The following is a 13206-nucleotide window of genomic DNA, read 5'->3' on the forward strand; positions in this document are numbered from 1 at the left end:
TATTTAACTCAAAATAAAGAGGATGATAATGAGCTCAGAATCGAAAAAAATTCTTATTTTTGCTGGCAGCCTTCGCGGCGCCTCATTTAACCGTAAGCTCGCCGCAAATGTGGCACAGCTTGCCCAACAACAAGGTGCGCAAGTTACGTTACTCGATTTGAATGAGTATCCGTTGCCGATTTATAACGGCGATATTGAAGATGAGGGTATGCCGGAGAACGTACACAAGTTGCAAGCACTGTTTGCCGAGCACGATGCTATTATTATTAGCACCCCCGAATACAATGGTGCGGTGCCGGCATTAGTAAAAAATACGCTCGATTGGATTAGCCGCAAGCAAGCTAATGGCGATTCAGGTATTGAGGTACTGCAAGGTAAAGTTGCGGGTATTGTAGCGGCATCACCAGGCGCATTAGGTGGCTTACGGGCGCTGTTAGCACTGCGCGATCAGTTGGCCAAACTGAGCCTATGGGTTGCCCCTACGCAATTCGCACTTGGTAAGGCTTCTGAAGCCTTTGATAGCCAAGATGAGCTGAAAGATAACCAACACAAAGAAAAGATTACGCAAATTATCAATGAAGTGATGCGTTTTTAGCTAATACTCATTAGCTAATGAACAGTTAAGGCGGCTCACAGATGTTGGCGAGCCGCATCACAAGTAAGGCAAGCTGCAACTGCCGAATCGTTACCTCAAGGAGGAAAAACATGAATATTCTAAACGCTTTCAGCGTTACCAAAGTGCTAGTTATTGGCGCGCTGCTCGTGGCTATGAATCCCGGCCTCAATGCAAACGCTAATGAGCCGGTGGTACTCGATATCGAGCCCGGTAAATGGAAGCATAGCTTTCGCATAGAAAGCGAGAGCGGTTTATATGAAGAAGCGATGGCCGAAGCTCGCCGGCAGTTAGAGGCGATGCCGCAAGCTCAGCGACAAATGTTTGAAGACATGCTAGCGCAGCAAGGCATATCTCTAGACAACGTGGGCGGTAGTGCTGAAATTTGTATCTCGCAACAAGAAATTGATGCAGGCATCATGCCTCAGCAAGAAGGATGCAGCCAAAGCTTAAGCCCGAAAGATGGCGCCAATAACGTGTATCAAACGCATTTTAGCTGCGAAGCGGATGGAGCCGAAGGTGTTGGCGAAATCACGATTGTGGATCGGCAAAATTACAACGCTGTTATTGATGCTGTAGTAGCCATGCAAGACCAACCCGAAATGATCACCATCCACCAAACGGGAGAGTGGCTTGGCGAGTGCGATAGCTAAATTCTAGGTTTTCTCGCATCTCGCTTTAAGTAAGCAAAAGCCAGCGATACTCATACGAGCAACGCTGGCTTTTTCAGTACATTTCAACTCACTATTTCGGGCTATTAACCGAAATCAGGTAGCTCTGGCTTTACTGCAGGCTTGCCGGCTTCAAGCCAAGCATCAAAGCCTCCGGCAATAGAAAGCACATTTAAGTAGCCCATCTCTTTTAGCGCTACCGCCGAAAGCGCGCCACGCCCACTAGTTTTGCAGTACACCACGATTTTCTTATCGCGATCCTGCAACTCCGGTGTGCCGCTCAAGCGAAATTCGAGCATTCCACGTGGAACATTAATGGCGCCAGCAATGTGCCCAGCATGAAATTCATCTGGCTCACGCACATCAATCACCACATCGGCTGCTTGAATAGCACTCTCCGCGCTTGCCACATCCACTTCACTAATCTTTGCTTTTGCTGCCATTACTAAATCTTGTGCATTTTTCATTTTCATACCTCGTTAGTTGCATTAAAGAAAGCATAACGCACTCAGCTACATTAGCAACTGTTAATGGAGGTGTGCATTTTTTTACAATTTCTGACATGAATAATCACGGCGCATAGGCTACATTATGCTCTAACTAGAGTAACCAATGCTTTAGGGAGTGTCGCTTTGAAATCAATCATATCTTCCTGCTTAACGGCCATAGTGCTTTTCTTTCACGGCCCGTTATTAGCCTTTGATCTGCCCGAAAAGGCTCATGCGTTGGTCGAGGAAGCGGAGAAAATACGAAGCCAATCACCGCAAATTGCGCAGATATGGCCTGGATTCTGGTCGGAGAGCGAACCGTTTATCGTATTTAATAATGAGGGTGAAACCTTAATTTTCACCACCGGAGAGCCCCTTCCTGGGTATTCCGCAGAACAGGATAATTATTACTACTATACCGAACGCCTTCCGAATACTAGCGATTTTGCTTTCTTCATCAATTACCCATTACCCAATAATCAAAGGGCTACCGCGGTACGAATGGGGGATAACCGCAGTGACACGCTAGATACGTTGGTGCACGAAGCGTTTCACGGGTATCAGGATACACATTTCAAAAATTTACATCAGTTATCGTTTATAGAGCCGAGCTATTTTAGCAGCCCTATGATACGCGGCTTAATTCGCTTCCAATTTTCTTTAGCGCAAAAAGCCCATGCAGTGCAAAGCGAAACGCTAGTGCGAGATTGGCTTACCTTTCGAGTAGCGTTTCAGCATGCTGTAGCACCCGAAGTGGGCGAGTTATTAGCTGGCTTTGAACATCTTGAGGGCACAGCGCATTGGGTTGGTATTCAAGCGGCCTACGCAGAGCATTCGCGCAACCAGTTAGGTGATTTTCTTCGCCATTTCCAGGCGCGCTTTGAAAATAGTAATGATGTTCGCACTTCAAGCTACGCAACGGGCGCTTTTTTAACTGATATTTTGAACGAATATGCGCCCGCCTCGTATTATTGGCGAACTAAGCTCGAAGAAGGCAGCACGCCCTTAAACGTTGCCGCTGCGCTATTTGAAATTGATGGCGAAACAGCCATGCAAGAAATGAATGCGCTGCTTGAGCGCCACAATGCAAACGATTACATTCAGGCAGCAGAGAGTATGGCTCCTAACGAAACACTAAGATTTTCAACGGTTGAAGAAACATACCCTTACAACCTAACCATCATACTTTCTCTAGATATTAACGAAGATGAATTTAGGCTACCCCTGCATTTTTCGCCTGGCGCAGATGGCTTCGAAAACCTTTCTAGTAGCGTGATGTTTACCCCGAATCCAAGCACGTTTCAGGTGAATTACAAAGGCACTCGTATTGATATTCGCGGGGTTCCAGCACTATACAATTTGGAAACTGTGGCTAACGGTAAACTGCGCATACAAGTGTGGAGTAAAACACCTATTGTAAATCCTTCTGAACTCGCCTTAGATCAGCCGCTAGTATTAGAATTCGGCGATAGTATCATTCGCTCGAGTAGCAAATGGCGCCTGCTATCACAAGAGCCAAATACGCAAACTATAGAAATAGATTAGTAGCACTAATCTATATTATTAAACCTAGCTAACCGTGCTAATGCCACGCATTTTTTATTTCTAAATGTTGCTTACTTATGGGTAACTTTACCACCGATCATTTTGTATGCTGGCGTTCCCCGAATCATTGTTTCCCGAGCGAACTCTTGCCCACAGCTAGGGCAGTGGCATGGTGTATTGGTATAATTCTCAGTAATGCGCTCAAGAAAACACTTTACCAAAGCACCTTTGCCGCCTTTTCGATATTTAAACAACTTGGCTTTACATTGCGCGCAAAAAATATCCACCGCGCGCGAAGGCAGCTTTTTTCTTGGTTTTGCCATAAAACTACAACCATATTTGCATAGTGTTACGTAAGTAATTTATGTAATAGTGGGTACACTTTAACATAAGCGAGGTTTTTGATGCCAAACGATACCTATACACCGCCAAAAATATGGCAATGGGAGCAAGGCAGCGGCGGTAAGTTTGCCAATATTAATCGCCCGGTATCTGGAGCTACCCATGAGAAAGCATTACCGATGGGGAAGCACCCTTTGCAACTCTATTCACTGGCCACCCCGAATGGCGTAAAAGTTACCATTTTGCTGGAGGAGTTGCTCGAAGCTGGTTTTGCCGAGGCCGAATATGATGCGTGGTTGATTAACATTATGGAAGGCGAGCAGTTTAGTTCTGGTTTTGTGGCAGTAAATCCAAACTCGAAAATTCCAGCGCTACTGGATAATAGCACTTCGCCGCCAACTCGGTTGTTTGAATCGGGCTCTATGATGCTCTATTTAGCCGAGAAATTCGGTGCCTTTATTCCTACTGCGCCAGCGCAGCGAACCGAGTGTTTGAACTGGTTGTTCTGGCAAATGGGTAGCGCACCAATTTTAGGCGGCGGCTTCGGCCACTTCTATGCCTACGCCCCAGAAAAATACGAATACCCCATTAACCGCTATACTATGGAAATAAAGCGCCAGCTCGATGTGCTTGATAAGCATTTAGCGAAGCATCGTTTCATGGCTGGTGATGAATATACCATTGCCGATATGGCCATTTGGCCTTGGTACGGCGCCTTAATTAAAAATGAGGTATACGAAGCAGCTGAGTTTATCGCCGCACACGAGTATCAACATGTAATACGTTGGACCGATGACATCGCGCAACGCCCAGCCGTGCAGCGCGGGCGTATGGTAAATAGAGCTTGGGGTGAACCTCATGAGCAACTACACGAGCGCCATGCCGCCAGTGATTTTGCTTTGCGCACCCAAGATAAGCTCGAAGAATGAAACTATTTGCAGGAAACCGCATCAAAGTTATTGAGCGCGTATCTAGTTTTGCTGCGCGTAAATGATTAGGAGTATGGCGATGAAACAGATCAGCACAACTGATTATGTTGTAACAAAGGGCCTTGCACTGCAAAGCTTGCGTCGCCATGCAACAAATGTGGTAATGCTAGCATTGCTCGCAGGTTCCGCCGCAACGAATGCCAACCAAAGCGATACTGCAGCGCCGCTGCAGCATGTGTTTTTCTCTGATTGTTCACACTTATTATTTGATTCTCGCGGGCGAGAAGAGCTTACCCGCGCAGAACGTATTCGGATGATGGATACGGATATCAAAAGCAATTTAAGTAACTATGAGCGCTGTATTGAGGCGGCACTAGAAAATAATCGTGAACGCTTAAGCGAAGCATCTTCGCCTCCGGCGGGCTCTACTGCTGGCGCTGAAACAACTGGAATCGAGCAAGCTGTAGCGGAAAGCGTGAATAGTGAAGATGCAAGCGCCACAGAAGAACAAACAGAGAGCCCAACGGCACCATCGCAACCGCATGTGCGAGGACAACGCCAAGGTGGCAGCAGCAGTGTTTGCGATGCCATTCGTGCAGGCCTAGAATCAGCTACTACTGATAAAGAAAAAGAGCATTTCCAATCGCTAGCCAAAGAGTATGGCTGTTAGTATTGAATTGCGAACGATGAGAACAAGGAATATTTCATGAAGATAGTGCACACTAAAGGTTCACGGATTAACTCACTTAAGTTTGTTGTGCTTGCATTCACGGCGTTCGCGCTTAGTGCCTGTGCAACAACGAATCGTACTAACGTGCCCACGGTAGGGCCAAGCACTACTTCTCCTACTAGTAATTCGTCTTTCCAAGCCCCTGCACGGAACTACAACTACACCTCGGATGTATATTTGAACTTAGTAGTTCCAGTGTTTGATCCTGGGCTACCAATAGATAGCAGCGGTAATTTAGATTATGCAAAAATTCAAGAAAAGGATATTTGGCCGCAAGTGCGCCGGCTAGAAGCGAACCGTTTTGCGGTAGATACCAAGCGTGCGCTAGAACAAACTAATGCGTTTGAATCGATTAATGTTACGCCCGATTCTTCAGCATCTGCTGATGTTTATGTGCTTGGTGAAATTAAGCACTCTGATACTGAAGTAGTAACGCTAATGATTCGCGTGCTAGATGCCACCAATCGGGTTTGGGGCGAAAAAGAGTTTAGTTACCGTGTTCACGAAGGGTTTTATCGAGATGCCTTTAATCAAGGTAACAATGCTTACGAGCCTGTTTTTAACAGCATTGCTAGCTACGTGTATGATTTACTCAATGAGCGCTCCGATGAAGAAAAAATTGCCATTCAGCGCGTATCTGAACTGCGTTATGCCGCAGTTTACAGCCCCGAAGCCATGGCAACATACCTGAGCCAACGTTCTACTCGCAATGGCCCGCGCTTTGCTGTTGATGGCTATCCAGCAGACGAAGATCCTATGCTGCAGCGTATTCGCGCTATTCGTGAAGAAGATCGCGCGTTTATTGATAGCTTGCAGGGTAACTATGAGCTTTATTATGCCGATAGTAACGATAGCTACTTAGATTACCATCGCGAAACACTGCCAGTGGCTGCAGCTATTCGCCGTGAGCGAGAAAGCCGGGCGAATCGGCAAGTGGCGGCTTTATTTGCAGGGGTAGGCGCCGTATTGCTTGCCCGCAACTCGGGATCAGCAGCAGGGGAAATTGGTTCTCTGGTTCTGGCAGCCACCTCGCTGTACAACCTCACCGGGGTTATTGAGAACAACCAAAACCTCCGCTTTCAGCGCCAACAACTGAGCGAGATGGGGCAAAACTTGGATATCCAAGTAACACCGCAAGTGATTGAGTTTTACAATCAACAAATTGAACTCGAAGGTTCCGCACGAGAGCAATATATCCAGTTACGAGCACAATTACAGTCGATTTATGAGCTTGAAGAAACGCCAGACACGCAACTGTAAATGCTGCTAATTTAAGTACACTGCTCTATATAGCGCGGCCAAACTACACTAGGGTTTAATTGTGAGTGAATTTGATAACACCATTGCGCGTGATAAAGAGAAAAAACGCGCTCAATTCAAAACAGTAAGTATCGTTATTGCGGTAAGCATCGTGCTATTTACGTTGCTGTATATTGGCGGTAAGGCGATATTCAGTGGCATGGCAGATGATGCCCACAATGGCAGCGCCATCACCGAGCGCCCCACAGTTGCAGTAGATAGTGAAACGAACGCAGCCTTACGAGAGCAAGCACAAGCCGCTCTTAGCGGAACCCGGCAACAATTAAACGCAGTAAATGACCAGCCCGCATTTAAAGCGTATTTAGATGCACAATACACCGAACTACAAGAGCTGCTAGATGAAGCACTTGTTGCCTATACGAGCACCCATTATGCCGAGGCACTCGAGCATTTACATAGCATTCAACAGCAACTTTCGCGGGCCCAGCAAGAGCACCAAAGTGCCTACCAAGATGCCTATACCCGCGCACAGCAAGCGTTCAATGCGGGCGATATAGATTCAGCACAACAAGCAAACCAACAATCGTTGCGCCTTAATCCTGATTATTCTCCCGCCCTAGCCCTGCAAAACCGTATCGATGTATTCGACGATGTGGCCGATTTAATGCGCCAAGTGCAAATTGCCATGGTGGAGAAAGATTTGCCAAAGCAGCAAGATGCCTTACAACAAGTTCTACTGCTTGATTCAGAGCACGAGGAAGCGAAGGAAGCGTTGCGTGATGTTGAGCAGCAGCTAAACGAGCAAGCCTATGCAGCGGCAATTGCACGCGCCATCAGATTTCTTGATAGTGGCCAACTAAATCAAGCCGAAAGCGCGCTTAATCAAGCCAGCCAGCTCTTTAGTAATCGCAGCGAAGTAAACAATTTACGCATGCGCATTCAAACCGAGCGTACTGCGTTAGAATTACAGGCGATTGAACAGCAATTAAACGTATTTCAAGCTGCCGATGAGTGGCCTACAGTAGTGATGGTTGCGAATAATGCCTTACAAAAGCACCCTTCCCATGAACCTTCACAGCGCGCACTAGAGCTCGGCCAAACCATTACCCAAATGCAATCTGCGGTAAACCGCTACAGCTCACAACCGAGCCGGCTAAGTGATCTCACGGTGCTACAAAATGCCGAGCAACTGCTGCTTTCTGCGCGCGTTTTTACTAGCCTAAGTGGTAAGTTGGCTGCCGCAGTAGCAGAGCTGGAAAACGTAATTGAAGTAGCCAATACACCGATCGATGTTCTTTTAATCAGTGATAATCAAACTTTTGTGCGCGTACTTGGCGTGGGCAATGTGGGCACTCATGCTGAATACCAGTTCCAATTGAAGCCTGGCGTGTACCAATTTGAGGGGCGCCGTTCCGGGTATCGCTCCAAAATCGTTACAGTTACTGTTACGCAATCAGAAACTCCTATTGAAGTAAGGTTGGCTGCTGATGAGCGAATCTAATTCACCACCGCCGGCCGAGCCAGCGCAGCAGAATCATAACGGCATTGATGCCGACATCGATAGCGGCCGTAAAAAACATCGTGTATTGGTGGCCGTAAGCATGTTCGCGTTGATTGGTGGGATGCTGTTATATCTTGCTTGGTTGCTCATAATTCGCGGTTATGCGATTGCCATTGAGCCGGCTGATGCCCGAGTGGAATCAAGCATTCAACGAGTTTCCGGAGCGGGGTTCATGATCGGCTCTTCCCTATACACTTTTGGCGGCCAAGTAACAGTAGAGGCGCGAGCGCCATTATATAAACCGGGGCAAGCCACGCTAAATCGCAATTCTGCGAACAACGTTACGATTACGCTAGAGCCTTTACCGGCCTTACTTACCGCTACAAGTACCCCAAGCCGAACTGAAAGCCGCTGGCTTATCGATGGCGGTATGGCGGTGCAGGGCGAGCAACTTGTTACCGAGTTGCCCGAAGGGGAGTATCAACTAACCCTATCCCACCCACATTTCATTGCTGAACATGCCACAATTCTTGCCGAGAAAGGCCAACAGCTAAACCACCACTTTAATCTTACCCCCGTATCTGGCATGTTGCAGATCGAGAGCGTGCCCGCTGGCGCGGAAGTACTGATTAACGGTGAAGCGGTAGGTAATACGCCACTCACATTAGAGCGTGATGGCGGTAGTTATGCCGTTACGGTGAGCGCATCTGGTTTTGAACCCATAGCGGATACCTTAGAAATTACCGAACGCCAACCGCTTGATAGCCGCCGATATAATATGCAGTTACTCGGGGCTACTTTAACCGCTGAACTGCAGCCTAGCAGTGGCGTACTTACCGTAAATGGCGCGCCGATAACAGAGCCATCGTTATTTCGTGTGAATGCGAATGAAACGCTGAACATCCGCTACACCAAGCCCGGCTATGTATCTGCAACGCAGCGCCTAGAGCTTAGCCCCGGCGCGCAGCAAACCGTGCGTTTCAACTTAGCACCGGAATTTGGTGAGCTGCACGTTTCATCGAACGTGCCTGCACAAGCCACTATTAATGGCCAATCCCAGGGCGAAACGCCCCTTGCCCAACGGGTACAAACATTACCCCAAACTATTCAGCTACAGCGCCCCTATTATCGCAGTGCAACGGTAACGGTTACGCCAGAAGCAAATAACGTAACGCGCAGCCACATCGAATTAATTCCCGAATTTGATGCCCGTAGACAAGAAGGCCGACCTTTATTTGCCAACAGCATTGGTATGCAACTCATTCCTGTAGAGCTTGATAGCTTCACTATGGGCTCGCCGTTAGGAGAGAGCGGTAGGCAACGTAACGAAGTGCAACGCGAGGTTAGCTTCACCCGTGATGTGTGGATATCCGCTACCCATGTTACCGAAGGGCAGTACGCCCGCTTTACAGGCCAAGGCAACAGGGAAAGTAATTTACCGATTACCAATATTAGCTGGCTCGATGCCGTTCGTTTCACCAATTGGTTAAGCGAGCAAGAAGGGTTAATGCCGTTTTATCTTATTCAAGGCAATCAAGTTACTGGCATTCGCCGAGCATCACGAGGCTATCGGCTACCCAGTGAAGCGGAGTGGGAATTCATCGCCAAGCACTTCCGCCGAGCAGCTCGCACGGCTTATATTTGGGGTAATCAAGCAGTATTACGCGATCGCCAAGCCAACTTTGCCGACAAAGAACTGCAGGGCGAGCAGCCCTTTTTCTTCCGCGATTATGAAGATGATCACAAAGGCGTAGCGCCGGTTGCCAGTTATCGTGCCGACCGCAATGGCTTCTATGATTTAGATGGTAATGTGCGCGAGTGGGTGCATGATGCTTATTTGTTGCCGGCAAGCGGCGCTACGATTCCTGCACAAATCGATTACTTGGGCCCAGATTCTGGCCGTGGCCATGTGATTAAAGGGGCATCGTACCTAACCGGACAACTGCCATTGCTGCGAGCTAGCGTTCGTTATCAGGGCAATGATCCCGCTCCCGATGTAGGCTTCCGCGTAGCTCGGTACCACCAAGCAGGAGATTAACATGAAGAAACGTACAGCAATTATTATCGGCATTGTGCTACTACTCGCTACAGCCACGGCAGCAGCCTATTTTGTATCGCTCGATGCACCACAAGATTTTCCGATCAATATATAACGGAATCATCACGTACCCAACTTAAGGAGCAGGGCATGGAAATTAAGAATAAAAGCGCCACAATGAACCCAGGGGTTCTGGTGAGCAGCTTGGCCGTGTTAATCGCATTTACGCTCGTGCAATTATTGTATGCTGGCGTAATTCGCCCTGCGGCAAGCCAAGTTGTAGCGCAAGAAGGTACGCTTTCGGTAGGTTCAATTTGGGTAGTTCTCAGCGGTTTCGAACAGCAAGTATGTATTTCTCTGATGCTGGTTACCATTTTTTTAATGGGTTACAAAATTTGGCGATTGGTAGATGAAGAAACCATTTACAATCGTGATTTTCTGCAAAGCCATGATAAAAATGAACCACTGAATGTGAATGCCGCCCTCACCGAACTGGAAAGCTCCAAGTACCGCGATAACCCAGCCTTAGCAACATGGATTATGTGTATTCGCCGCTTCAAACACACCGGTAACGTGCAACATGCCGCCGATGCGATTGCGGCTTCGGTGGATAATGTCGCCTCGCAGCTAGAAACCGGCAACAATATGATTCGCTACATGATTTGGGCTATTCCCAGCATAGGCTTCGTGGGCACTGTGCGCGGCATTGGCCAAGCATTAGCGCAAGCTGATGAAGCGCTAGCAGGCGATATTTCCGGCATGACCGCCTCGCTTGGTTTAGCCTTTAACTCTACCTTGGTGGCACTACTGATTTCACTGGTGCTGATGTATTTAATGCATTTACTCAACAGCCGCCAAGATACTATGGTGCTGAACATTCAAAGCTCATGCGAGAAGAGCTTACTTGCCCATTTGCATCGGTAACTAGTAATGAAACTGCGGCGCCGCTCTAGCGATGGTTTCAACATGTCATTCATTGATGTAATGGCATGTGGCCTTGGTGCCGTAATTCTGATCTTTATCTTGCTTGATTTCTACGCTGCCCGCATTGATCCAAGCGATGAGCTAGCACGCCTAGAAGCCGAACTTTCCGCCGCCTCCGCTGCGGAACAAGAAATTGATGATGTAATCAGTTCGATTATTAACGATATTCAACTCACCCAAACAGAACAGCAACTTTCAGAGCGGGCCCAGCAAGAGCAATTGCAGCAACAGCAAATATTGCTGCAAGCAGTTTCCGAGCAAATTGCGGCGATCGCTGAACTACAGGAAGAGCTGAGTGCCTTAGCCCAAATTGAAACGCCCGATTCCACCATTGAGCTAGCTGGCGCAGGTGAAGAAAACTACATTACCGGCATGTTGGTAGAAGGCCGCCAAATTGGTATTCTGCTAGATCGCTCCGCATCGATGATGGATGAAAACTTACTTGCCATTCTGCGCTCGTTGGCATTAACCCCAGCCCAGCGCCAGCAACGCCCGAAATGGCAACGCACAGCACGAACGGCCAAGTGGCTGTTGGCGCGCGTTCCGGAAGCGGCGAACGTTACCGTGGTGGCGTTTTCCGAAGCTGCCGAAGTACTGGGGCAAAATCGCATTAATGCCGCCCAGGATGGCAATGCCATGCAAGCAATTGCCCGCGATATTGAGCGGGTAACGCCAGATGGCGGCACAAATCTGCAAGCGGGTATGGATAAGCTTTTGCAAGCGAACCCAAATATCACCGATGTATATTTGATTACCGATGGCTTGCCAACCTTGGGAGATGGCTTAAACTTGCGTTGTCGCGCGGTTGCCACACGATCGCGAACCATTAGTTCAGATTGCCGCCAGCAACTTACGGTGGCTACCATTAGCCGTATTTCGCAACGCTTCCGCATGAATGTGATTTTATTGCCGCTTGAAGGCGACCCCTACGCACCATCCATATACTGGGAGTGGACCAATGCAACGCAGGGGCGCTTACTCGTACCTGCTGAAGGATGGCCACAATGAGTACGCGTAACCGCCTGAACCGGAGAATTAAACGGCCTCCTATCGAGATTTTTAACCTCTCCTTTTTGGATATCATTGCTTGTGCATTCGGAGCCGTGGTGCTGCTGGTACTGTTGGCGAAGAATAATGAAGTGCCCGCCGATCTCTCTGCCGATGAAGTAATTGTGCGCATCGAGCAATTGTTAGCGGTACAAAGTAGGGTTGATGCACTTAGTGATGAACTTACCGCCAAGCAAGAAACCTTATCTGCAGCGGAAGCTCAAGCAGCGCATACGATAAACGCAGAACAAGCGCTGGAAGCATCAATACCGCGGGCGCAAGAGAGTGTTGCGCGGCTGCAAGCACAAGCACAATCGCTACGAGAACAAGTACGCCTTGAACAGGCGCGCATTAATGCTACTAGCGTTCCGGAACAACCATCCGATAATGTGGGTGGTATTCCTACCGATGCTGAATATGTGATTTTTGTGATCGATACCTCGGGTTCCATGGCACTTGGCCGAGGTTGGCAACAGGTAACCAGCGTTGTAGCCGATATCATCAAGAATCACCCACAGTTAAAGGGCTTTCAAATTATGTCGGCTGATGGGGATTTCATGTTTGGTAGCGCGCAAGCAGGGCGTTGGTTAAACGATTCCGAGAGTATGCGCCGTAGAGCTATCGCGGGCTTACAAAACTTTCGTGGCGGTGGAAGTGCCCCAGAAGTAGGCATGAAACGCGCGCTGCAGCTGTATCGTAATCAACAGGGAAAGGTGAGTATGTATGTGTTCGGTGATGATTTCCGCCTCGGCACCCTCGATGATATCGTACTGGAAATCACCAATTTAAATCTAACCGCCAACGGCAAAGCCCGGTGGCGTATTCATGGCGTGGGCTTCCACCGCCAACGCTATGGCAACGCCGAGCAATTTGCCGCGTTTATGAAAGCTGTTGCGCAACGAAATCGCGGCGCTTTTGTGGCCTTACCTAACTAAATAACCTAACTAAATAGGCCACATAAAAAACCCCCAGCGTTGGTTAGCAACGGCTGGGGGTTGATATTATAGGCTATTCACATCTTACTCACGCGGAAGCTCTGCGTAACCCATGTTATACAG

13 protein-coding genes are annotated in these 13206 nt (G+C 48.3%); 11 read left to right on the forward strand and 2 right to left on the reverse strand.

The window, feature by feature from the left end; translation table 11 throughout:
* Window positions 1–28: 28 nt before the first annotated feature.
* Window positions 29–595, forward strand: coding sequence for an NADPH-dependent FMN reductase (locus ACNA7P_RS07280; protein WP_416257962.1), 567 nt, complete (start codon window positions 29–31; stop codon window positions 593–595).
* A gap of 110 nt (window positions 596–705) precedes the next feature.
* Window positions 706–1266 (forward strand): DUF3617 domain-containing protein, encoded by a 561-nt coding sequence (locus tag ACNA7P_RS07285; RefSeq protein ID WP_416257963.1) that lies wholly within the window; start codon window positions 706–708, stop codon window positions 1264–1266.
* A 104-nt stretch (window positions 1267–1370) separates the two neighbouring features.
* On the opposite strand, the gene ACNA7P_RS07290 is transcribed toward ACNA7P_RS07285, so the two are convergent.
* The gene (locus tag ACNA7P_RS07290; protein ID WP_416257964.1) at window positions 1371–1751 is read right to left on the reverse strand and encodes a rhodanese-like domain-containing protein; all 381 of its coding nucleotides are present in this window, start codon (window positions 1749–1751) and stop codon (window positions 1371–1373) included.
* 165 nt (window positions 1752–1916) lie between these two features.
* On the opposite strand from ACNA7P_RS07290, the gene ACNA7P_RS07295 reads away from it, so the two are divergent.
* Window positions 1917–3317, forward strand: coding sequence for a hypothetical protein (locus ACNA7P_RS07295; protein WP_416257965.1), 1401 nt, complete (start codon window positions 1917–1919; stop codon window positions 3315–3317).
* 71 nt (window positions 3318–3388) lie between these two features.
* Here ACNA7P_RS07295 and ACNA7P_RS07300 read toward each other — a convergent pair whose 3' ends face one another.
* A complete protein-coding gene (locus ACNA7P_RS07300; RefSeq protein ID WP_416257966.1) occupies window positions 3389–3640 on the reverse strand; it encodes a hypothetical protein in 252 nt (83 codons plus the stop codon).
* Between the two features lie 81 nt (window positions 3641–3721).
* On the opposite strand from ACNA7P_RS07300, the gene yghU reads away from it, so the two are divergent.
* The 8 genes from yghU to ACNA7P_RS07340 all read left to right on the forward strand — a co-directional run bounded on the left by yghU (window position 3722) and on the right by ACNA7P_RS07340 (window position 13083).
* Window positions 3722–4588, forward strand: a complete 867-nt coding sequence (gene yghU, locus ACNA7P_RS07305) for a glutathione-dependent disulfide-bond oxidoreductase (protein WP_416257967.1) — start codon at window positions 3722–3724, stop codon at window positions 4586–4588.
* 79 nt (window positions 4589–4667) lie between these two features.
* Complete coding sequence (locus ACNA7P_RS07310) at window positions 4668–5258, forward strand: hypothetical protein (protein ID WP_416257968.1); 591 nt, start codon at window positions 4668–4670, stop codon at window positions 5256–5258.
* A 36-nt stretch (window positions 5259–5294) separates the two neighbouring features.
* Entirely contained in the window at window positions 5295–6578 is a 1284-nt protein-coding gene (locus tag ACNA7P_RS07315; protein WP_416257969.1) for a hypothetical protein, read from the forward strand.
* 61 nt (window positions 6579–6639) lie between these two features.
* Window positions 6640–8079, forward strand: coding sequence for a hypothetical protein (locus ACNA7P_RS07320; protein ID WP_416257970.1), 1440 nt, complete (start codon window positions 6640–6642; stop codon window positions 8077–8079).
* Window positions 8066–10117 carry an SUMF1/EgtB/PvdO family nonheme iron enzyme gene (locus tag ACNA7P_RS07325; RefSeq protein WP_416257971.1) on the forward strand — a complete coding sequence of 684 codons (2052 nt, stop codon included), beginning with the start codon at window positions 8066–8068 and terminating at the stop codon, window positions 10115–10117. The genes ACNA7P_RS07320 and ACNA7P_RS07325 overlap by 14 nt, the downstream gene beginning before the upstream one ends.
* Before the next feature lie 150 nt (window positions 10118–10267).
* The gene (locus ACNA7P_RS07330) at window positions 10268–11041 is read left to right on the forward strand and encodes a MotA/TolQ/ExbB proton channel family protein (RefSeq protein ID WP_416257972.1); all 774 of its coding nucleotides are present in this window, start codon (window positions 10268–10270) and stop codon (window positions 11039–11041) included.
* A 6-nt stretch (window positions 11042–11047) separates the two neighbouring features.
* Window positions 11048–12109, forward strand: a complete 1062-nt coding sequence (locus tag ACNA7P_RS07335; RefSeq protein WP_416257973.1) for a VWA domain-containing protein — start codon at window positions 11048–11050, stop codon at window positions 12107–12109.
* Window positions 12106–13083: a VWA domain-containing protein gene (locus ACNA7P_RS07340; RefSeq protein WP_416257974.1), complete on the forward strand. Its 978-nt coding sequence runs from the start codon at window positions 12106–12108 to the stop codon at window positions 13081–13083. The genes ACNA7P_RS07335 and ACNA7P_RS07340 overlap by 4 nt, the downstream gene beginning before the upstream one ends.
* Window positions 13084–13206 lie beyond the last annotated feature (123 nt).

Source organism: Aliidiomarina sp., from assembly GCF_047920995.1.
Lineage (GTDB): Bacteria > Pseudomonadota > Gammaproteobacteria > Enterobacterales > Alteromonadaceae > Aliidiomarina.